General features: G+C 70.8%; 18 protein-coding genes. 14 read left to right on the top strand and 4 right to left on the bottom strand.

Annotated elements, in window-relative coordinates; genetic code table 11:
* Positions 1-2: 2 nt before the first annotated feature.
* The 10 genes from ACWDX6_RS19560 (at position 3) to ACWDX6_RS19605 (ending at position 12288) form a co-directional block, all read left to right on the top strand.
* Positions 3-1940, top strand: a complete 1938-nt coding sequence (locus ACWDX6_RS19560) for an ATP-binding protein (RefSeq protein ID WP_451486152.1) — start codon at positions 3-5, stop codon at positions 1938-1940.
* On the top strand, positions 1937-2884 hold the full coding sequence (locus ACWDX6_RS19565; protein WP_451486153.1) for a hydroxymethylglutaryl-CoA lyase: 948 nt from the start codon (positions 1937-1939) through the stop codon (positions 2882-2884). Before ACWDX6_RS19560 ends, ACWDX6_RS19565 begins: the two co-directional genes overlap by 4 nt.
* A gap of 2 nt (positions 2885-2886) precedes the next feature.
* Complete coding sequence (locus ACWDX6_RS19570) at positions 2887-4053, top strand: acyl-CoA dehydrogenase family protein (RefSeq protein ID WP_451486154.1); 1167 nt, start codon at positions 2887-2889, stop codon at positions 4051-4053.
* A 327-nt stretch (positions 4054-4380) separates the two neighbouring features.
* Complete coding sequence (locus tag ACWDX6_RS19575) at positions 4381-5421, top strand: ABC transporter substrate-binding protein (RefSeq protein WP_451486155.1); 1041 nt, start codon at positions 4381-4383, stop codon at positions 5419-5421.
* Between the two features lie 4 nt (positions 5422-5425).
* Positions 5426-6265: a siderophore-interacting protein gene (locus tag ACWDX6_RS19580; RefSeq protein ID WP_451486156.1), complete on the top strand. Its 840-nt coding sequence runs from the start codon at positions 5426-5428 to the stop codon at positions 6263-6265.
* A gap of 150 nt (positions 6266-6415) precedes the next feature.
* Entirely contained in the window at positions 6416-7894 is a 1479-nt protein-coding gene (locus ACWDX6_RS19585; protein ID WP_451486157.1) for a pyridoxal phosphate-dependent decarboxylase family protein, read from the top strand.
* Positions 7875-9146, top strand: coding sequence for a lysine N(6)-hydroxylase/L-ornithine N(5)-oxygenase family protein (locus tag ACWDX6_RS19590; protein ID WP_451486158.1), 1272 nt, complete (start codon positions 7875-7877; stop codon positions 9144-9146). The genes ACWDX6_RS19585 and ACWDX6_RS19590 overlap by 20 nt, the downstream gene beginning before the upstream one ends.
* A complete protein-coding gene (locus ACWDX6_RS19595; protein ID WP_451486159.1) occupies positions 9143-9694 on the top strand; it encodes a GNAT family N-acetyltransferase in 552 nt (183 codons plus the stop codon). The genes ACWDX6_RS19590 and ACWDX6_RS19595 overlap by 4 nt, the downstream gene beginning before the upstream one ends.
* Positions 9691-11466 (top strand): IucA/IucC family protein, encoded by a 1776-nt coding sequence (locus tag ACWDX6_RS19600; protein ID WP_451486160.1) that lies wholly within the window; start codon positions 9691-9693, stop codon positions 11464-11466. The genes ACWDX6_RS19595 and ACWDX6_RS19600 overlap by 4 nt, the downstream gene beginning before the upstream one ends.
* Positions 11467-11643: 177 nt before the next feature.
* Positions 11644-12288: a hypothetical protein gene (locus ACWDX6_RS19605; protein WP_451486161.1), complete on the top strand. Its 645-nt coding sequence runs from the start codon at positions 11644-11646 to the stop codon at positions 12286-12288.
* Here ACWDX6_RS19605 and ACWDX6_RS19610 read toward each other — a convergent pair.
* Positions 12278-13129, bottom strand: a complete 852-nt coding sequence (locus ACWDX6_RS19610; protein WP_451486162.1) for a hypothetical protein — start codon at positions 13127-13129, stop codon at positions 12278-12280. The genes ACWDX6_RS19605 and ACWDX6_RS19610 overlap by 11 nt on opposite strands.
* A gap of 244 nt (positions 13130-13373) precedes the next feature.
* Positions 13374-14990 carry a beta-N-acetylhexosaminidase gene (locus ACWDX6_RS19615; RefSeq protein WP_451486163.1) on the bottom strand — a complete coding sequence of 539 codons (1617 nt, stop codon included), beginning with the start codon at positions 14988-14990 and terminating at the stop codon, positions 13374-13376.
* A 188-nt stretch (positions 14991-15178) separates the two neighbouring features.
* Between ACWDX6_RS19615 and ACWDX6_RS19620 the strand changes: the two genes are divergently transcribed.
* Both ACWDX6_RS19620 and glmS read left to right on the top strand, forming a co-directional pair.
* On the top strand, positions 15179-15454 hold the full coding sequence (locus ACWDX6_RS19620) for a hypothetical protein (protein ID WP_356894081.1): 276 nt from the start codon (positions 15179-15181) through the stop codon (positions 15452-15454).
* Between the two features lie 41 nt (positions 15455-15495).
* Positions 15496-17313 carry a glutamine--fructose-6-phosphate transaminase (isomerizing) gene (gene glmS, locus ACWDX6_RS19625; RefSeq protein ID WP_451486164.1) on the top strand — a complete coding sequence of 606 codons (1818 nt, stop codon included), beginning with the start codon at positions 15496-15498 and terminating at the stop codon, positions 17311-17313.
* A 136-nt stretch (positions 17314-17449) separates the two neighbouring features.
* On the opposite strand, the gene ACWDX6_RS19630 is transcribed toward glmS, so the two are convergent.
* Both ACWDX6_RS19630 and ACWDX6_RS19635 read right to left on the bottom strand, forming a co-directional pair.
* Positions 17450-18016, bottom strand: a complete 567-nt coding sequence (locus tag ACWDX6_RS19630; RefSeq protein WP_451486165.1) for a GPR1/FUN34/YaaH family transporter — start codon at positions 18014-18016, stop codon at positions 17450-17452.
* A gap of 150 nt (positions 18017-18166) precedes the next feature.
* Positions 18167-18688 carry a universal stress protein gene (locus ACWDX6_RS19635; RefSeq protein WP_451486166.1) on the bottom strand — a complete coding sequence of 174 codons (522 nt, stop codon included), beginning with the start codon at positions 18686-18688 and terminating at the stop codon, positions 18167-18169.
* A 316-nt stretch (positions 18689-19004) separates the two neighbouring features.
* On the opposite strand from ACWDX6_RS19635, the gene ACWDX6_RS19640 reads away from it, so the two are divergent.
* Positions 19005-19397: a hypothetical protein gene (locus ACWDX6_RS19640; RefSeq protein WP_451486167.1), complete on the top strand. Its 393-nt coding sequence runs from the start codon at positions 19005-19007 to the stop codon at positions 19395-19397.
* Between the two features lie 427 nt (positions 19398-19824).
* A complete protein-coding gene (locus ACWDX6_RS19645; RefSeq protein ID WP_451486168.1) occupies positions 19825-20991 on the top strand; it encodes a helix-turn-helix domain-containing protein in 1167 nt (388 codons plus the stop codon).
* Positions 20992-21030 lie beyond the last annotated feature (39 nt).

A 21030-nucleotide genomic window follows, 5' to 3' on the forward strand; every position in this document is an offset into this window, starting at 1 on the left:
AGATGACCATGTTCGACACAGTTCTGGTCGCCAACCGCGGCGAGATCGCGGTCCGCGTCATCCGTACGCTGCGGGCGATGGGCGTGCGCTCGGTCGCCGTGTACAGCGACGCGGACGCGGAGGCCCGTCATGTACGGGAGGCCGACACGGCGGTACGGATCGGTCCGCCGGCCGCCTCGGAGTCCTACCTCTCGATCCCGGCGCTCCTGGAGGCCGCACGGCGCACCGGGGCCCAGGCGGTCCACCCGGGATACGGGTTCCTCGCCGAGAACGCCGCGTTCGCCGAGGCGTGCGCGGAGGCCGGTCTCGTCTTCATCGGGCCGCCGGCTACGGCGATCTCGCTGATGGGCGACAAGATCCGGGCGAAGGAGACCGTGAAGGCGGCGGGCGTCCCGGTCGTGCCGGGCGCCGCCGATCCCGAACTGGAGGCCGCCGCCCGGGAGCTGGGCGCGCCCGTGCTGCTGAAGCCCTCGGCGGGCGGCGGCGGCAAGGGCATGCGCCTGGTGCGCGACCTGTCGACGCTGACGGAGGAGATCGCGGCGGCGCGGCGCGAGGCGCGGTCGTCGTTCGGTGACGACACGCTGTTGGTGGAGCGGTGGATTGACCGGCCCCGCCACATCGAGATCCAGGTGCTCGCGGACGCCCACGGGAACGTCGTCCACCTCGGCGAGCGCGAGTGCTCGCTCCAGCGACGCCACCAGAAGATCATCGAGGAGGCGCCGAGCGTCCTGCTGACGCCCGAGATCCGCGCGGAGATGGGCGCGGCGGCGGTGGAGGCGGCCCGCTCCTGCGGCTATGTCGGCGCGGGCACGGTGGAGTTCATCGTCCCGGGCGTGGACCCCTCCTCGTACTACTTCATGGAGATGAACACCCGTCTCCAGGTGGAGCACCCGGTGACCGAGCTGATCACCGGGATCGACCTGGTCGAGTGGCAGCTGCGGGTGGCGGCGGGCGAGGAGCTGTCCTTCGCCCAGTCGGACATCACGCTGACCGGTCACGCGATCGAGGCCCGCATCTGCGCCGAGGACCCCTCCCGCGGCTTCCTGCCCTCCGGCGGCACGGTCCTGTCGCTGCGCGAGCCGCAGGGCGACGGCGTGCGGACGGACTCGGGCCTGAGCGAGGGCACGGAGGTCGGCAGTCTGTACGACCCGATGCTCTCGAAGGTCATCGTCCACGCCGCGGACCGCCCGACGGCGCTGCGCAAGCTCCGCGCGGCGCTCGCGGAGACGGTCACCCTGGGCGTCCCGACGAACGCGGGCTTCCTGCGCCGGCTGCTCGCACATCCGTCGGTGGTGAGCGGCGACCTGGACACGGGTCTGGTGGAGCGCGAGGCGGACAGCCTGGTCCCGAAGTCCGTACCGGACGAGGTCTACGCGGCGGCGGCCGCCGTACGGCTCGCCCGGCTGGCCCCGGCCCCCTCGGCCGGCTGGACCGACCCGTTCTCCGTACCGAACGGATGGCGCCTCGGCGGCCGCCCGGCCCCCCTGGAGTTCCCGCTGCGCGTGGCGGGGTTCGAACCCGTCACGGCCCAGGCGCCCGCCGGGGCGAGCGTCACGGCCGACGCGGTCACCGTCCACCTCGACGGGCTCACGCACCGCTTCCGGCTCGCCCCCTCCCCGGAGGGCATCTGGCTCGGCAGGGACGGCGACTCCTGGCACGTGCAGGACCACGACCCCGTCGCCGCCGCCCTGTCCGGCGCCCGGCACGGGGGCGCCGACACGCTCGCCGCGCCCATGCCGGGAACCGTCACCGTCGTGAAGGTGGCCGTCGGGGACGAGGTGGAGGCCGGTCAGAGCCTGCTCGTCGTCGAGGCGATGAAGATGGAGCACGTCATCTCCGCCCCGCACGCCGGCACCGTCACCGAGCTGGACGTCACGCCCGGCACCACCGTCGCCATGGACCAGGTCCTCGCCGTGGTGACCCCCAGGGAGGAATCATGACCACGGGCCTGCCCATGAAGGTGCCCGCCCCCGGGCTCCCCGCCCGCGTCCGGATCCACGAGGTCGGGCCCCGCGACGGGCTGCAGAACGAGCAGACGGTCGTCCCGACCGCCGTGAAGGCCGAGTTCGTCCGGCGGCTCGCCGACGCGGGTCTGACGACCGTCGAGGCGACGAGCTTCGTCCACCCCAAGTGGGTGCCCCAACTCGCCGACGCCGAGCAGCTGTTCCCGCTCCTCCAGGGCGTACGGGCCCGGCTGCCCGTCCTCGTGCCCAACGAGCGCGGCCTCGACCGCGCCCTCTCCCTCGGCGCCCGCGAGATCGCCGTCTTCGCCTCCGCCACCGAGTCCTTCGCCAAGGCCAATCTCAACCGGACGGTCGACGAGGCCCTCGCCATGTTCGCGCCGACCGTCACCCGCGCCATAGAGCAGGGCCTGAAGGTGCGCGGCTATCTCTCGATGTGCTTCGGCGACCCGTGGGAGGGCCCGGTCCCGGTCGACCAGGTCGTCCGGGTCACCAAGGCCCTGGCCGAGATGGGCTGCGACGAGCTGAGCCTCGGCGACACCATCGGCGTCGCCACCCCCGGTCACGTCGAGGCCCTGCTGACGGCGCTGAACGAGGCCGGGGTCCCCACCTCCCGCCTCGCCGTGCACTTCCACGACACCTACGGCCAGGCCCTGTCCAACACCCTCGCCGCGCTGCGGCACGGCGTCACCACCGTCGACGCCTCCGCCGGCGGCCTCGGCGGCTGCCCGTACGCCAAGAGCGCCACCGGCAACCTCGCCACCGAGGACCTCGTGTGGATGCTCGACGGCCTCGGCATCGAGACCGGGGTCGATCTGGCCGCCCTCACCGCCACCAGCGTGTGGATGGCCGACCAGCTGGGCCGACCGAGCCCTTCCCGTACCGTCCGCGCGCTCGCGGCGAACTCTCACAAGGAGTCCTAGCCATGTCCCTCGACCACCGGCTCTCCGAAGAGCACGAGGAACTCCGCCGCACCGTCGAGGAGTTCGCCCACGACGTCGTCGCCCCGAAGATCGGCGACTACTACGAGCGCCACGAGTTCCCGTACGAGATCGTCCGCGAGATGGGGCGCATGGGCCTGTTCGGCCTGCCCTTCCCGGAGGAGTACGGCGGTATGGGCGGCGACTACCTCGCACTCGGCATCGCCCTGGAGGAGCTGGCCCGGGTCGACTCCTCCGTGGCCATCACCCTGGAGGCGGGCGTCTCGCTCGGCGCGATGCCGGTCTACCGCTTCGGCACCGAGGAGCAGAAGCAGGAGTGGCTGCCCCGGATGTGCTCCGGCGAGATCCTGGGCGCGTTCGGCCTGACGGAGCCCGGCGCCGGCTCGGACGCCGGCGGCAGCCGCACCACCGCCGTGCGCGACGAGTCCACCGGCGAGTGGGTCATCAACGGCTCCAAGTGCTTCATCACCAACTCGGGTACGGACATCACGGGCCTGGTCACCGTCACCGCCGTCACCGGCCGCAAGCCGGACGGCCGTCCGCTGATCTCCTCGATCATCGTGCCTTCCGGCACCCCCGGCTTCACGGTCGCCGCGCCCTACTCCAAGGTGGGCTGGAACGCCTCGGACACCCGCGAGCTCTCCTTCGACGACGTACGGGTCCCGGCGGCGAACCTGCTGGGCGAGGAGGGCCGGGGGTACGCGCAGTTCCTCCGGATCCTGGACGAGGGGCGGATCGCGATCTCGGCGCTGGCGACCGGGCTGGCGCAGGGCTGTGTCGACGAGTCGGTGAAGTACGCGAAGGAACGTCACGCCTTCGGCCGGCCGATCGGCGACAACCAGGCCGTCCAGTTCAAGATCGCGGACATGGAGATGCGGGCTCACATGGCCCGGGTCGGCTGGCGGGACGCGGCGTCCCGGCTGGTGCTCGGCGAGCCGTTCAAGAAGGAGGCGGCGCTGGCGAAGCTGTACTCCTCGACGGTGGCGGTGGACAACGCCCGCGAGGCGACCCAGATCCACGGCGGCTACGGCTTCATGAACGAGTACCCGGTGGCCCGGATGTGGCGCGACTCCAAGATCCTGGAGATCGGCGAGGGCACGAGCGAGGTCCAGCGCATGCTGATCGCGCGGGAGCTGGGGCTGCCGGCCTGACGGTGCCACGGCCTTGCGCGGGTTGGGCAGGAGGGGGCGGCCGGGGTTGGGCCGCCCCCGTTGGCTTCTGGGTGGCCGCCCTCGCTGCAAGTGTGGCCGCCCGCCAGAAGCTCGCGAGGGCGGTCAACTCAGGTGCCCGGCCGTCGCGTTCACGAATGCGCCGAACACGACCGCCGCGGCCGGGGACGCGTAACCCCCGCCCAAGCCCCTGGCGTGTGACGTACCGCCTACGATCCCGGCCCTACTGATCCACGTGAGGTTAGGCTAACCTACCCTCGAATTGCCCAGCCCAGGCCGACCCCGGCACGTACCGAAAGCGACTTCGCCATGCCCAGCAACGCCCGAGCCACTCATCTCACCCGTCGCGGCCTCCTCGCCGCGGGCGGCGTCCTCGGGCTCGGTGCCGCGCTCACCGCCTGCGGCGGCGAGACCAAGTCCGGCACCGGCACCGCCGAGAAGTCCGGCTCCTGGGAGTTCAAGGACGACCGCGGCCAGGTCGCCAAGTCCGCCTCCACGCCGAAGAACATCGTCGCCTTCACCGGAACGGCCGCCGCCCTCCTCGACTTCGGCATCGAGGTCGCGGGCGTCTTCGGTCCCACCACGGTCAAGGACCCCAAGACGAACGAGGACAAGCCCGACGTCCAGGCCGGCGATCTCGACATCAAGAAGGTCAAGATCATCGGCAACGTCTGGGGCGAGTTCAAGATCGAGGAGTACCTCAAGCTCAACCCCGAGCTCCTGATCACGGACATGTGGGAGAAGAACGACCTCTGGTACGTCCCGGCCGAGCAGAAGGACAAGATCCTCAAGGTCGCCCCGAGCGTCGCGCTGTGGGCCGCCGACAAGTCGATGCCGGCCGTGCTCCAGCGCCACGCCGACCTCGCCGCCTCTCTCGGCGCCGACGTCAAGACCAAGAAGATCCTCGACGACAAGGCCCGCTTCGAGGCCGCCGCCGAGCGGGTGCGCAAGGCCGCCAAGGGCAAGAAGGACATCAAGGTCCTGATCGGCTCCGGCTCGCCCGACCTGTTCTACGTCTCCACCCCGGTCCGCCCGACCGACACGCTCTTCTTCCAGGAGCTCGGCGTCAACCTGGTCGTCCCGACCAAGCTGGACCAGGGCGGCTGGTTCGAGGGTCTGAGCTGGGAGAACGTCGACAAGTACCAGGCCGACCTCATCCTGCTCGACAACCGCACCGGCACCCTCCAGCCGGAGCAGCTCAAGGCCAAGCCGACGTGGGCCGCGCTGCCCGCCGTCAAGGCCGGCCAGGTCGCCCCCCGCGTGACCGAGCCCATCTACTCCTACGCCAAGTGCGCCCCGCTCCTGGAGGACCTGGCCAAGGCCCTGGAGAACGCGAAGAAGGTGTCCTGACCCGATGACGACCGCCGAGACCGCCCCGTTCCAGTTCTTCTCCCTCCAGGTCGACCGGACGAGGCGGCTCGGCCCGTCCCTGGTCCGGATCACGTTCACCGGGGAGGACCTGAAGTCCTTCGCCTCCGGGGGCCGCGACCAGTCGCTCTCCCTCTTCCTGCCCCATCCCGGGCAGCCTGAGCCCGCCCTGCCGCCGCTGGACGACCCGGACCTGTACGCCGTGCTGGGCGCCTGGCGGGCGATGCCCGACGACGAGCGCGCCGTGATGCGTTCGTACACCGTCCGCGAGCAGCGCACGGCGCCCGACGAGGTCGACATCGACTTCGCGCTGCACGAGGACGGCGGCCCGGCCTGCCGCTGGGCGCAGCAGGCCAGGCCGGGTGACAAGGTCGTGGTGCTCGGACCGGCGGTCGCCGACAACACGGGCGTCCGCTTCCGGTTGCCGGCCGACGCCGACTCCGTACTGATCTGGGCGGACGAGACGGCCCTGCCGGCCGCGTCCGCGATCCTGGAGTGGCTGCCGGCCGAGACGCGGGCGCGGGTGTATCTCGAAGTCCCCTACTCCGGCGACCGGCTGGAGCTCGCGACGGAGGCCGACGCCACCGTCACCTGGCTGGTCCGCGAGGAGGGCGCGCCGTCGGCCGTGGACGCGGTGCGCGGCGCCGAGCTGCCCGGTGAGGCTCCGTACGTCTGGATCGCGGGAGAGTCGGGTTCCGTGAAGGCGCTGCGCCGTCACTTCGTGAACGAGCGTCAACTGGACCGTCGGCGCGTCACGTTCGTCGGTTACTGGCGCAAGGGGCTGAGCGAGGACGCACTGCGCGAGGCCCCGGACGACGAGTCGTAGCCGTACGCGAGACCCGCTTCCCGAGGGGGCGAGGGACGTTGCGATACGAACTTAGGTTAGGCTAACCTCACTTCGTACGTCGCTCCCTCGCCCCCCTCTTCCCTGTCCGGAGGAAGCGACCGAGTCCCCGTCCCTCCGGGAGGACCCCGCATGCGCTCGCACCTGCTCAACGACGCCACGGCGGAGAGCTATCGGCGCTCCGTCATCGAAGGAGTCGAGCGGGTGGCGGAGAAACTCGCCACGACCCGACGCCCGTTCACCGGCGTCACGCCCGCCGAACTGGCCCCGTTCATCGACGCCGTCGACCTCGACCAGCCACTCGGCGACTCCTCCGCCGCCCTCGACGAGCTGGAGAGCGTCTACCTCCGCGACGCCGTCTACTTCCACCACCCGCGCTACCTGGGCCACCTCAACTGCCCGGTCGTCATCCCCGCCGTCCTCGGCGAGGCCGTCCTCTCGGCGGTCAACTCCTCGCTGGACACCTGGGACCAGAGCGCCGGCGGCACCCTGATCGAGCGCAAGCTCATCGACTGGACCACCCGCCGGATCGGCCTCGGACCGGCCGCCGACGGCGTCTTCACCAGTGGCGGTACGCAGTCCAACCTCCAGGCGCTGCTGCTGGCCCGCGAGGAGGCCAAGACGCGGGACCTGGCGAAGCTCCGCATCTTCTCCTCCGAGTGCAGCCACTTCAGCGTCCAGAAGTCGGCCACCCTCCTCGGCCTCGGCGCCGACGCCGTCATCTCCATCCCGGTCGACCGGACCAAGCGCATGCAGTCCGTCGTCCTCGCCGCCGAGCTGGAGGCCTGCCGCGCCGAGGGCCTGGTCCCGATGGCGATCGTCGCCACCGCCGGCACCACCGACTTCGGCTCCATCGACCCGCTGCCCGAGATCGCCGCCCTGGCCGCCGAGTACGGCGCCTGGATGCACGTGGACGCGGCCTACGGCTGCGGACTGCTCGCCTCCCGCACCCGCCGCCACCTCCTGGACGGCATCGAGCGGGCCGACTCGGTCACCGTCGACTACCACAAGTCCTTCTTCCAGCCGGTGAGCTCCTCCGCCGTCCTGGTCCGCGACGGCGCCACCCTGGGCCACGCGACCTACCACGCGGACTACCTCAATCCGCGCCAGCCGGTCGCCATGGGGGCACCTCCCACGTCCGAAGGACTGTGGGGGAAGATCCCCAACCAGGTCGACAAGTCGCTGCAGACCACCCGCCGCTTCGACGCGCTCAAGCTGTGGATGACGCTGCGCGTGATGGGCGCCGACGGGATCGGCGAGCTCTTCGACGAGGTCTGCGACCTGGCACGGGCCGGCTGGGACCTGCTCGCCGCGGACCCCCGCTACGACGTGGTCGTCGAACCGCAGCTGTCCACCCTCGTCTACCGCTACATCCCCGAGGCCGTCACCTCCCCCGCGGAGATCGACCGGGCCAACCTCTACGCCCGCAAGGCGCTCTTCGCCTCCGGCGAGGCCGTCGTCGCCGGGACGAAGGTCGACGGTCGCCAGTACCTGAAGTTCACCTTGCTCAACCCCGAGACGACCGTGGCCGACATCGCGGCCGTCCTCGATCTGATAGCCGGCCACGCCGAGCAGTACCTGGGAGAGAACCTTGTCCACGCAGCCTCTTGATTTCATCGGCATCGGGCTCGGTCCGTTCAACCTCGGCCTGGCCTGCCTGACCGAGCCGATCGACCATCTGAACGGCCTCTTCCTGGAGTCCAAGCCCGACTTCGAATGGCACTCGGGCATGTTCCTGGAAGGCGCCCACCTCCAGACGCCGTTCATGTCGGACCTGGTGACCATGGCCGACCCGACCTCGCCGTACTCCTTCCTCAACTACCTGAAGGAGAAGGGCCGGCTCTACTCCTTCTACATCCGCGAGAACTTCTATCCGCTGCGGACGGAGTACAACGACTACTGCCGCTGGGCGGCCGCCAAACTGAGCAGCATCCGCTTCTCGACGACCGTCACCTCCGTCTCGTACGACGAGAAGAGCGAGGAGTACGTCGTCGCGACCGAGGCCGAAGAAACGTTCCGCGCCCGCCGGATCGTGCTCGGCACCGGCACCCCGCCGCACCTGCCCGAGCCCTGCCAGGGCCTCGGCGGCGACCTGATCCACAACTCGCGCTACCTCCCCAACAAGGAGGCGCTCCAGAAGAAGAAGTCGATCACCCTGGTCGGCAGCGGCCAGAGCGCGGCGGAGATCTACTACGACCTCCTCACCGAGATCGACGTACACGGCTACCGGCTCAACTGGGTCACCCGCTCCCCGCGCTTCTTCCCGCTGGAGTACACCAAGCTCACCCTGGAGATGACCTCGCCGGAGTACGTGGACTACTTCCACGCGCTGCCCGAGCAGACCCGCTACCGCCTGGAGACCCAGCAGAAGGGCCTGTTCAAGGGCATCGACGGCGAGCTGATCGACGCCATCTTCGACCTGCTCTACCAGAAGAACCTGGCGGGCCCGGTCCCCACCCGGCTGCTCACCAACTCCGCGCTGCACTCCGCCGCGTACGACGACACGAGCGGCACGTACACGCTCGGCTTCCACCAGGAGGAGCAGGAGAAGGACTTCACGCTGGAGACCGAGGGCCTGATCCTCGCCACCGGCTACAAGTACACCGTCCCCGCCTTCCTGGAGCCGGTCCGCGACCGCCTCAAGTGGGACGGCCAGGGCCGCTTCGACGTGGCCCGCAACTACTCGATCGACACGACGGGCCGCGGCGTCTTCCTGCAGAACGCCGGTGTGCACACGCACTCCATCACCTCGCCCGACCTGGGCATGGGGGCGTACCGCAACGCCTACATCATCGGAGCGATGCTGGGCTCCGACTACTACCCCGTCGAGAAGACCATCGCTTTCCAGGAGTTCGCGGTATGAGCACCACCCTCACCACCGCCGGCATAGGCACGTTCGCCTTCCGGCCCCTCGACCCGCTGGCCGACGCCGAGCTGATCCACCCCTGGGTCACCCACCCCAAGGCCGCCTTCTGGCTGATGCAGGACGCGAAGCTGCAGGACGTCGAGCGCGAGTACATGGCGATCGCGGCGGCCGAGCACCATGACGCCTTCCTCGGTCTCCACGACGGCGAGCCCGCCTTCCTCATGGAGCGGTACGACCCTTCGAAGGTCGAGCTGGTCGGCCTGTACGACGCCCGGCCCGGCGACGTCGGCATGCACTTCCTGGTCGCCCCGAGCGACACCCCCGTGCACGGCTTCACCCGCGCCGTGATCACCGCCGTGATGCGCGAGCTGTTCGCCGACCCCGCGACCGCCCGGGTCGTCGTCGAGCCGGACGTCCGCAACACCGCCGTCCACGCGCTCAACGCGGCCGTCGGCTTCGTCCCCGACCGGGAGATCGCCAAGCCGGAGAAGAACGCGCTGCTCAGCTTCTGCACCCGCGCCCAGTTCGAGGCGGCGACGGCATGACTGGTCCGGTCTCCCATCTCACGCCCGCCCGCTGGGCCGACGCCAACCGCGCGCTGATCCGCAAGGCCCTCGCCGAGTTCATCCACGAGCGGCTGCTCGACCCTCGGGAGCTGGGCGAGAGCCGCTACACGGTCCTCAGCGACGACGGCACGACCGAGTACCGCTTCACCGCCGACCGGTTCGCGCTCGACCACTGGCAGGTCTACCCCGACTCGATCAGCTGCCACCGCGGCGACGAGCAGCTCCCCCTCGACGCGCTGCGGTTCATCACCGAGCTGCGCGGCTCGCTCGGCCTGAGCGACGAGATCCTGCCGGTCTATCTGGAGGAGATCTCCTCCACCCTGGCCGGTACGGCGTACAAGGCGACCAAGCCGCGCGTCCCCGCCGCCGAGCTGGCGCGCGCGGACTTCCAGGCCATCGAGACCGGGATGACCGAGGGCCACCCCTGCTTCGTCGCCAACAACGGCCGTCTCGGTTTCGGCGTGGACGAGTACCGCGCGTACGCCCCCGAGGCCGCGACACCCCTCCACCTGATCTGGCTGGCGGCGCGCCGCGACCGCACCACCTTCACGGCGGGTGCTGGCCTGGAGTACGAGACCTTCATCCGCGCCGAGCTGGGCGACAAGGCGGTCGACGGCTTCGCCGCGATCCTCGCCGAGCGGGGCCTGGACCTGGCCGACTACCTGCTGATGCCGGCCCACCCCTGGCAGTGGTGGAACAAGCTCTCCGTCACCTTCGCCGCCGAGGTCGCCCAGGAGCGGCTGGTGTACCTGGGCGAGGGCGACGACGCCTATCTGGCGCAGCAGTCGATCCGTACCTTCTTCAACACCTCCGACCCGGCCAAGCACTACGTGAAGACGGCACTGTCCGTCATCAACATGGGCTTCATGCGCGGGCTCTCGGCGGCGTACATGGAGGCCACCCCGGCGATCAACGACTGGCTGCACGGCCTCATCGAGTCCGACCCGGTGCTGAAGGCCGCCCGGTTCTCGATCATCCGGGAGCGGGCCGCGATCGGCTACCGGCACCTGGAGTACGAGGCCGCCACCGACCGCTACTCGCCCTATCGCAAGATGCTCGCCGCGCTGTGGCGCGAGTCGCCGGTGCCGTCCCTCGCCCCCGGTGAGCGGCTCGCGACCATGGCCTCGCTGCTCCATGTCGACCACGACGGCGCCTCGTTCGCGGGCGCGCTGGTCAAGGACTCCGGCCTGGCCCCGACGGAGTGGCTGCGCGGCTATCTGGACGCGTACCTGCTGCCGCTGCTGCACTGCTTCTACGCCTACGACCTGGTCTACATGCCGCACGGCGAGAACGTGATCCTCGTCCTCGACGAGCGGGGCGCGGTCGTCCGGGCGGTGTTCAAGGACATCGCCGAGGAGATCTGCGTCATGGACCCGGACGCGGTCCTGCCGCCCGCGGTGGAGCGGATCCGGGCCGAGGTCCCGGAGGACATGAAGCTGCTGTCGATCTTCACGGATGTCTTCGACTGCTTCTTCCGCTTCCTGGGGGCGACGCTGGCGGCGGAGGGCGTGCTCGACGAGGACGCGTTCTGGCGGACGGTCGCGGAGTGCGTGCGCCGCTACCAGGAGTCGAAGCCGGAGCTGGCGGACAAGTTCGCGCAGTACGACATGTTCGCGGAGACGTTCGCACTGTCGGCCCTCAACCGGCTCCAGCTGCGCAACAACAAGCAGATGGTGGACCTGGCGGACCCGTCGGCGGCGCTCCAGCTCGTCGGCGACCTGGTGAACCCGATCGCGCGGTTCGCCCACTGAGACCGGCGAGGGCCCGGGCGGAGTTTACGGTCCTCCGCCCGGGCCCTCGCCGTACGTCCCCCCTCCATTCAGGCGATCACGCTGTGTCACCGCACGAATCGGGTCCGCTGCGTCCGGTGGCTGTGCCAGGTTGGCCAGGGGCCGGACCCGCCGGCCGGTAGCGGAGGTGCTGACGCCGTGAAGCCTCGAATCGCCCGTGTCCTCGTCGGAGCGGCGATGGCCGTGGCCCTCGCCGGATCGGCCGCCTGCGGGGGTGGGGGCGGGGGCGGCGGCACGGAGCAGGGGGAGGGAACGGAGACGGCGGCCTCTCCGACGGAGACGGGACAGGGGGAGACCCTGGGGACCGTCTTCCCGGGGAAGGGCGGAGGCGGCCAGGCGGCTCCGGTCCGTGTGCCGACGGCCAAGGTGAACCAGCGCACGGGCGGGAAGATCAAGGTCAAGAACGAGAGCGGCAGGGGCTTCCCCCTGAAGGATCCGCAGTCGCAGCCCGACGACCCCGGCCAGGGGCAGACGCTGGTGGGGCGCGGCAACTGCCCCGATCTGCTGCCCGACGGGCAGGAGTGTGAGATGACCATCGATCACACGTCGTTCGTGGCGGGGTCCTACTCCGGAGTGGTGACCATCCCGACCGAGGAGGGCGAAACGCTCACCGTGCCCTACTCGGGGGAGGCGGTCGAGAACGGCTCCACCGTCACCGAGTCACCGACGACCGACACCACGCCGACCGATCCGACCACCGATCCGACCACCGATCCGACCGACATCACGCCGACCGACACCCCATCGGTGGACCCCGGGACCGAGGGCGACGTCATCCCGTGACGGGCGAGGTCAGCTCCACGCGCAGGGACTCGTCGTCGGGCAGCACGACCGTCAGATAGTCCATGGTCCGTGAGGCGTACGAGACCAGATAAAAACGGGTCGGAGACTTCACGAGCAGGCGGAATCCGACGTACCGGTGCCGGTACGGTCCCTTTCCGTCGCCCATGTCCCGGTAACCGATGGCCGTCGCGTTGTGGACGATCGGGATACTCGAATAGACCACCACCGGCAGGCTCTCCCGGAACCCCCCTTGGATCTCGTTCGAGGCAAGGGTCTCCCCCTGCATCACCACGTACCGGGTCGTGCCGAAGAACAGGCTCAGGGCCAGCAGTCCGATCAGCAGGGCGCCGCCCGCGGACCACATCCGGTCGGCGGTCCCTTCGTGCCGGTCCGGGTCGTCGGCGCTCGCCTGAAGACGCTGCTGCACGGAGAAGAACGCCAGGGTGGCGCCCAGCGCCGCCACGAGCGACGGGACGATCGGAGTCACCCACCAACTCGCGGGGAGAGGGACGGGAAGCCCTCCGAAGAAGAGCGGAAATCCCAGCAGCACCATGAGGATGCCGGCGACGAAGAAGCACCGGCTCACCGTGCGGCGCCGGCGCTCCTTCCCGGGGTGGGCCAGCACATGGCCGATCCGGCCGAGCACCAGCAGCACGGACAGTCCGCAGACCAGCAGGAACCACACCGGGCCGAAGATGGCGTCCGGGCTCTTGGCGAGGTAGGCCTGGACGGAGAGCTGCAGGTCGGCCGAGGGGACACCGAAGCTGGCGTAATAGGCGTCGGTGTACACGCTGCCGAAGTAGTACAGCAGCCCGATGGCGGCGGTGCCGGGCGCCACCACGTACGCCGCTTTGTCGAAGAAGGTCCCCGTCGGCGGCGGTGGAGCCGACGACGGGGACGGGGGCGCAGGCGCGGACTCAAGCGGTGGCTCCGGCGGGGACGCGGACTCAAGCGGTGGCTCGGGCGTCGGCCGGGACGGCTCCCCTTGCGGCACGGACATGCCGCCAGTCTCGGCGCCGCCGCCCCGCCGCGCACGCAGAGCGCGCCACCCGGCTGACCTCCGGCTATGGCCTACGGTCTGCGCCCTACGGCCACGGAACCTGCGGCGAACGGTAGTAGCCGATGCCGAGCGCCTCGAACCTCGGCCCCTGCTGCGCCAGCCGCTCCCGGTACGCCTCCCAGTCGTGGGAGGCCGCCGGGGACCAGCCCAGTTCGGCGATGCCCGGCAGGCGCGGGAACGCCATGTGGTCGATGTGGGCGCTCTCGGAGACCGTCTCCGTCCACAGCGGCGCCTCGACGCCCGCGATGCCCGACTCGGGCAGGCCGGGCAGGAGGGTGGCCGGGTTCCAGTCGTAGGACCGCTGGACCTCGACGTAGCCGGCCCAGGAGAGGCCGAGCTTGGTGTCCTTGGTGTACTTCATGTCGAGATAGGCCCGGTCGGCGGGCGAGAGGATCACCTTGGTCCCGGCCCGTGCGGCCGCCGCGACCTGCTCCTTCTCGGCCCCCGACGAGCGGTCGAGGCCCCAGTACTGGGCGAGCGCGCCCTCGGCCGGCCGGGCCCCGGTCAGCTGGTGCCAGCCGATGACGGTCTTGCCGTACTTCGCCACGATCGGCTGCACCCGGTCCATGAAGGCGACGTAGTCCTCGTGGGTGGTGGAGTGCGCCTCGTCGCCGCCGATGTGGAGGTACTTCCCGGGGGTCAGCGCGGCGAGTTCGCGGATCACGTCGTCCACGAAGTCGTACGTGACCGGCTTCGGCACGCACAGCGAGCTGAAGCCGACGGCGGTGCCGGTGTAGAGCGGCGGCGCGACGCCGTCGCAGTTCAGCTCGGCGTACGAGGCGAGGGCGGCGTTGGTGTGTCCGGGCATGTCGATCTCGGGGACGACCTCCTGGTAGCGGGAGGCGGCGTAGCGGACGATCTCCTTGTAGTCGTCCTTGGTGTAGTGGCCGCCGGGGCCGCCGCCGACCTCGGTGGAGCCGCCGTAGGTGGCGAGCCGGGGCCAGGAGTCGATGGCGATGCGCCAGCCCTGGTCGTCGGAGAGGTGCAGATGCAGCTTGTTGATCTTGTAGAGGGCGAGCTGGTCGATGTAGCGCTTGACCTCGTCGACGGTGAAGAAGTGCCGGGAGACGTCGAGCATGGCGCCCCGGTAGGCGAAGCGGGGGGTGTCGGTGATGGTGCCGCCCGCGACCGTCCAGGGTCCCGGCCGCACCGTGTCCTCCTCGACGGCGGCGGGCAGCTGCTGGCGCAGGGTCTGGACGCCGCGGAAGAGCCCGGCGGGCCGCTGGGCCGTGAGGGTGATGCCTCCCGGGCCGGACGTCAGCCGGTAGCCCTCCTCGCCGAGGGCCCGGTCGCGGGGCGACAGGCGCAGCAGGATGCCGCCGCGTCCCCTCTTCTCGTCGACGACGGGCAGCGGATGGCCGGTGGAGGGGCGCAGGACGCCGGCGAGGTAGTCGCCGATGGCGCGGGACTCGCGGGAGTCCTCGTCGACCCGGATGCGGGTGGCGGCGGTGATGGCGTACGGGGCTCCGCGGGGCGCCACGGAGGCGGGGGCGGGGACGATCTGGCCGAGCGGGCGCGGGGCGGGTGCGGGGGCCGGGGCGGCGGCGGGGGCGGTGGCTCCGACGGAGGAGATACCGGCCGCGGCGACGAGGAGCACGGCACCGAGCACACGGGGGAACGTTCTGCGCTGTTTCACAGGCATGGTCCCTTTCGACGGGCTTCGCGACTGTGGGGATGCGTATCCGGTCGGTCACCATCCGTACCGTGCACCCCCACCCCGGTCAAGGTGTAGACCAATTTCAAGGGGCAAAAGCGTCGATCATGAGGGGTGCTGCCCGATAGCGGGCAGATTTCTTGCAAAGAACCACCGGTACCCCTCAGTATTCACGGGTGCTCGAACGCCGCCCGTCACACGACGACCTCATCGACCATCTGGTGCGCAGCACCGCGCTCCAGCGCGGTGAGGCGGCCCGCGTGGTGCTCGACGTGCTGGCGTACTTCGACGAGTCGACCGAGGACTTCGTCCGTCGGCGTCATCGGGAACTGCAGTCCCGTGGGGCCGTGAACGCGGAGATCTTCGAACGCATCGCGGCCGAACTGCCGCACCGCGCGGTGGCACCACCGGAGCTCTCGCTCCGGCAGCTGCGCCGCATCGTCTACGGCTGAGCGGCCGAGCACGCCCACTGACTTGGAGGGGTTAAACCTTTATGTGCGGAATTGTCGGTTACATCGGAAAGCGTGACGTCGCCCCGCTGCTGCTCGAAGGACTGCAGCGGCTGGAGTACCGGGGGTACGACTCTGCCGGCATCGTCATCACCAGCCCGAAGGCCAGCGGTCTGAAGATGGTCAAGGCCAAGGGCCGGGTCCGCGACCTGGAAGCCCGCGTCCCCAAGCGCTTCACCGGCACCACCGGCATCGCCCACACCCGCTGGGCCACCCACGGCGCCCCCAGCGACATCAACTCGCACCCGCACCTGGACCCCGAGAACAAGGTCGCCGTCGTCCACAACGGCATCGTCGACAACGCCTCGGAGCTGCGCGCCAAGCTGGAGGCCGACGGCGTCGTCTTCGCCTCCGAGACCGACACCGAGGTCATCACCCACCTCATCGCCCGCTCCCAGGCCACCACCCTGGAGGAGAAGGTCCGCGAGGCGCTCAAGGTGATCGACGGCACGTACGGCATCGCCGTCATGCACGCCGACTTCAACGACCGCATCGTGGTGGCCCGCAACGGCTCCCCGGTCGTCCTCGGCATCGGCGAGAAGGAGATGTTCGTCGCCTCCGACGTCGCCGCGCTGATCGCCCACACCCGCCAGGTCGTCACCCTCGACGACGGCGAGATGGCCACCCTCAAGGCCGACGACTTCCGTACGTACACCACCTCGGGCGCGTCGACCACCGCCACCCCGGAGACCGTGGAGTGGGAGGCCGCCTCCTACGACATGGGCGGCCACGACACGTACATGCACAAGGAGATCTCCGAGCAGCCCGACGCGGTCGACCGCGTGCTGCGCGGCCGGATCGACGACCGCTTCTCCACCGTCCACCTGGGCGGCCTCAACCTCGACGCCCGCGAGGCCCGCACCATCCGCCGGATCAAGATCCTCGGCTGCGGCACCTCGTACCACGCCGGCCTCATCGGCGCGGGCCTGATCGAGTCCATGGCCCGTATCCCGGCCGACGCCGAGCCGGCCTCGGAGTTCCGCTACCGCAACCCGGTCGTGGACCCCGACACCCTCTACATCGCCGTCTCCCAGTCCGGTGAGACGTACGACGTGCTCGCCGCCGTCCAGGAGCTGAAGCGCAAGGGCGCGCGCGTCCTCGGCGTCGTCAACGTCGTCGGCTCGGCGATCGCCCGCGAGGCCGACGGCGGCGTGTACGTCCACGCCGGTCCCGAGGTCTGCGTCGTCTCCACCAAGTGCTTCACCAACACGGTCGTCGCCTTCGCCCTGCTCGCCCTGCACCTGGGCCGCATCCGCGACCTCTCGGTGACCGACGGCAAGCGGATCATCGAAGGCCTGCGCAAGCTGCCCGCGCAGATCAGCGAGATCCTGAAGTCCGAGGACGACATCAAGGAGCTCGCCGCGCAGTACGCGGGCGCCCAGTCGATGATGTTCATCGGGCGCGTACGCGGCTACCCGGTCGCGCTCGAGGCCTCCCTGAAGCTCAAGGAGATCTCGTACATCCACGCCGAGGCGTACCCGGCCTCCGAGCTGAAGCACGGTCCGCTCGCGCTGATCGAGCCGGCCCTGCCGACGGTCGCCATCGTCCCCGACGACGACCTGCTGGAGAAGAACCGCGCCGCCCTGGAGGAGATCAAGGCCCGCAGCGGCCGCATCCTCGCCGTCGCGCACCAGCCGCAGGAGAAGGCCGACCACACCATCGTCGTGCCGAAGAACGAGGACGAGCTCGACCCGATCCTGATGGGCATCCCGCTCCAGCTCCTCGCCTACCACACGGCGCTCGCCATGGGCCGCGACATCGACAAGCCGCGCAACCTGGCCAAGTCCGTCACGGTCGAGTAGCCCTCCGGGCCTGTCCCCCGGAGACTCGACCACGGTCGAGCGGCGCGTCCGGCCTGTCCCCGGACGCTCGACCGGACACACGAAGCGGTCCCTGCACGCAGGGACCGCTTCGCTTTTTCTGGGGGCTCGGTTCGCGTCAGGTGGTGGCCGTCGCGTTCTTCCGCGACATGCGGCCGAGCGACATCGGCCAGTGGGCCACCGCCGCCGTGGCGCCGTACCAGGCCGCGAGGCCCGCGACCGCCGCGATCCAGCCGCCCGCCTTGGCGAGGCCGCCGTTGCCGGCGAGGGCGCCGATGCCGTCCAGCAGCAGCGCCACGAACAGCAGCCCGTACACACCCTGCCCGAACAGACCGCTGCCCTTGGCCGCCATCGTCAGCGTGAGCGCCAGCAGCGCCCACAGCAGCAGGAAGAGCCCGGACGCCTCGGCCGACGCGCCGCCGCCCGCCCCGGTCCCCCAGGTGAACCAGAAGGCGCCGAGCGCCGCGTAGGCGGTGCCGGTCGGGCCGTCGCCCGCGTGCAGGGCGAGCAGACCGGCGAGGAAGAGTGCCACCCCGCCGACCCAGGTGGCGAGGGCCGCGGCGTCGGACGCCGCGACGTTGTCGATCACACCGGTGCCGCCGAGCCCGAAGGCCAGCAGAGTGAGTCCGAGTGCGAGTTGGCCGAGCATGGAGGTGCTGTTTCCCGCGGCGACGTCATTGTCCACGGCGGGCTCCCTTCAGACGGGCAGTTGTGCTGCTTGGGCCGCTTTGTTCCGGTGACCCTTATCTACCCTTCACAAGCGCACAATTCACCTGAGGATGGCCGAATTTATGGCCGAGCCAAGGCAGTTGGAGAGGAAGGCGAGGGAGGCGTGCTACGGGATGACGACGACGGGCCGCTGGGCGCGGCGCGCGAGCCGTCCGGCCACCGAGCCGAAGATCCGGCCGACGATGCCGTGCGTGGAGCCGACCACGATCGCGTCGGCCGAGTACTCCCGGCCGACCTCCTCCAGTTCATGACAGATGTCGCCGCCGCGCTCGACGAGGATCCAGGGAACCTCGGCGAGATAGTCCGCGCAGGCGAGCTCCAGGCCGAGGACCTCGGTGCGGTGGTCCGGTACGTCGACGAAGACCGGGGGCTCGCACCCCGCCCAGACCGTGGTGGGCAGCCGGTTGGCGACATGCACGATGATCAGACCGGAGCCGGAGCGGCGGGCCATGCCGATGGCGTACGCGAGGGCTCGCTCGCTGGAGGTCGAGCCGTCGAAACCGACGACCACTCCATGCCGGAAAGCGGGATCACAGGAGTGACGTGGCTGTTCCACCGCCAAGGGGTCCACCGTGGAGTCGGCGACGCGCTTGCGGTCCGCGGGTTCGGAGAATTCGTGACCGGCCATCGGTGTCTCGGCGAAGAAGATCCTTCTGGGAAGGGAACGGAACAACGGTTGGCGGCGGAGCTGTGTCCGGGAATCATCTTCCCAACCCCATACCCCCAAGGGTACGGCGACACTCCTCCCGCGCCCAGAGCCGGCCGTGCTGCGCGCGGCGGTCGCCCGGCGTCCCAGGGAGCATGCACGAGCCCGTCCCGTTATGGCAATGCCGGTTGTGTCCTACAGGTGTCCGTACGGGGGCCGAACGGACGCCCCCGGCAGTGACCGGAACGTTCCGCTCCTCGTTGCCACTGGTCCAGCCACCGTCGCAGGGAGACCGCCCGTGCCCGCACCATCGGCAGCCACCGCCGCCCAGCCCCCTGTCCCCGCTCCGCCGCGCGGCCGTCGCCGCGCGCCGGGCCGCCCGGCGTCGACGGCGCCCGCGGCGGGAGCGACGACGGAGCCCACGGGAAGAGCGAGCGGCGGCGCCGGGGCGGCGGGGGACACGGCGGGCGACGTCGTCCGCTGGGCGGTCTTCTGCTGCGGGCTCGTCCCGGTCGTCCTCGTCGTCTACGGCACCTCGCTGGCCGGGGCCGCGGGCGCGGCCCTGGGACTTCTCGCGGTGACGGCGGCCTGCCGGGTGCTGCTGCGCCGCTCCGAGCGCGGGCTGCGGGCCGAGGCCACCGGGCACCGCGCACCGCGCCCGGCGGGCGGTCGGCGGCACCGTCACGGGTGACGCGGGCCGGCGCGCCGCGCCCCGACCTGACGAACACCCCGTAGAGCTGACAGGTTCGCACACCCACACCCGTATGTTTTCAGCCAACTTCCACAGGTCGGCGAGTCCTTGACGGAACCGCTCCCCGACCCCGTCGCCACCAGGCGAGAAAGCCCCGCGGCGGGCCCGCGCACCCTACGGGGACGGGCCATGCACGGAACGCGCACTTCCCTGCGCGGGCCGTGAGTGGAACGCTTCCTGATCGAATGCTTCGCGCCAAGTTGCCTTGTCGACAATGTGCCGGATCGAGAACTTGTCACGCCGGCGCCACGGAACGCAGTAGATTCGATCATGGGTATCGAAGACTGGGGTCTCGTGCAAAACCGAGGGGAAACGTGCAGGAGCGACAGGACCAGGGAGACGCGAACACCGAGGGGGGCTTAGCGTCATGAGCCAGGACTCCGCCGCACCGGAGGCCGCCCGGAAACTTTCCGGGCGCCGCCGTCGCGAAGTCGTCGCAGTGCTGCTGTTCAGCGGCGGCCCCATCTTCGAGAGCTCCATCCCGCTCTCCGTGTTCGGAATCGACCGGCAGGACGCCGGGGTGCCCCGCTACCGGCTGCTCGTGTGCGCCGGCGAGGACGGCCCTCTGCGGACCACCGGGGGGCTCGAACTCACCGCGCCGTACGGCCTGGACGCGATCAGCCGGGCCGGCACCGTCGTCGTACCGGCCTGGCGGTCGATCACCTCGCCGCCACCGCCGGAGGCGCTCGAAGCGCTGCGCCGGGCGCACGAGGAAGGCGCCAGGATCGTCGGACTGTGCACCGGGGCGTTCGTCCTGGCCGCCGCCGGCCTCCTGGACGGCCGGCCCGCGACCACGCACTGGATGTACGCGCCGACGCTCGCCAAGCGCTACCCCTCGGTCCACGTGGACCCGCGGGAGCTCTTCGTCGACGACGGCGACGTCCTCACCTCCGCCGGAACGGCGGCCGGAATCGATCTCTGTCTGCACATCGTGCGGACCGACCACGGCGCGGAGGCCGCGGGCGCCCTGGCGCGCCGGCTGGTCGTCCCGCCGCGGCGCAGCGGCGGTCAGGAGCGCTATCTCGACAGGTCTTTACCCGAGGAGATCGGCTCCGACCCCCTCGCGGAGGTCGTGGCCTGGGCGCTGGAGCACCTGCACGAGCAGTTCGACGTCGAGACGCTCGCCGCACGCGCGTACATGTCGCGGCGGACCTTCGACCGCCGGTTCCGCTCGCTGACGGGCTCCGCGCCGTTGCAGTGGCTGATCACGCAGCGGGTGCTGCAGGCTCAGCGGCTGCTTGAGACCTCCGACTACTCCGTCGACGAGGTCGCGGGCCGCTGCGGCTTCCGCTCCCCGGTGGCGCTGCGCGGCCACTTCCGGCGGCAGCTCGGCTCGTCGCCGGCCGCCTACCGCGCCGCCTACCGGGCCCGTCGCCCGCAGAGCGAGACGGCCACGGCGGTCATGGACCCGGTCGTGCCCCCGCAGGTCTCCCCCGCGGTCCGGCGCCCGGGAGCCCCGCTGGAACACGGCAAGCCGCAGTCCGACATGTACGCGGCCGGCCGCCCGGCCCTGCCGGGCCAGCGGAGTCACTAGACCGCGCGCCACAAGCCGCGCACCGCAAGACGGCGGGCG

This window comes from Streptomyces sp. NPDC003027 (assembly GCF_053591435.1).

Excerpts from the sequence above, each read along its gene's own strand:
- ACWDX6_RS19560 (WP_451486152.1), top strand. The coding sequence starts at position 3 with ATGACCATGTTCGACACAGTTCTGGTCGCCAACCGCGGCGAGATCGCG.
- ACWDX6_RS19565 (WP_451486153.1), top strand. The coding sequence starts at position 1,937 with ATGACCACGGGCCTGCCCATGAAGGTGCCCGCCCCCGGGCTCCCCGCC.
- ACWDX6_RS19570 (WP_451486154.1), top strand. The coding sequence starts at position 2,887 with ATGTCCCTCGACCACCGGCTCTCCGAAGAGCACGAGGAACTCCGCCGC.
- ACWDX6_RS19575 (WP_451486155.1), top strand. The coding sequence starts at position 4,381 with ATGCCCAGCAACGCCCGAGCCACTCATCTCACCCGTCGCGGCCTCCTC.
- ACWDX6_RS19580 (WP_451486156.1), top strand. The coding sequence starts at position 5,426 with ATGACGACCGCCGAGACCGCCCCGTTCCAGTTCTTCTCCCTCCAGGTC.
- ACWDX6_RS19585 (WP_451486157.1), top strand. The coding sequence starts at position 6,416 with ATGCGCTCGCACCTGCTCAACGACGCCACGGCGGAGAGCTATCGGCGC.
- ACWDX6_RS19595 (WP_451486159.1), top strand. The coding sequence starts at position 9,143 with ATGAGCACCACCCTCACCACCGCCGGCATAGGCACGTTCGCCTTCCGG.
- ACWDX6_RS19600 (WP_451486160.1), top strand. The coding sequence starts at position 9,691 with ATGACTGGTCCGGTCTCCCATCTCACGCCCGCCCGCTGGGCCGACGCC.
- ACWDX6_RS19615 (WP_451486163.1), bottom strand. The coding sequence starts at position 14,990 with ATGCCTGTGAAACAGCGCAGAACGTTCCCCCGTGTGCTCGGTGCCGTG.
- glmS (WP_451486164.1), top strand. The coding sequence starts at position 15,496 with ATGTGCGGAATTGTCGGTTACATCGGAAAGCGTGACGTCGCCCCGCTG.
- ACWDX6_RS19635 (WP_451486166.1), bottom strand. The coding sequence starts at position 18,688 with ATGGCCGGTCACGAATTCTCCGAACCCGCGGACCGCAAGCGCGTCGCC.
- ACWDX6_RS19645 (WP_451486168.1), top strand. The coding sequence starts at position 19,825 with ATGAGCCAGGACTCCGCCGCACCGGAGGCCGCCCGGAAACTTTCCGGG.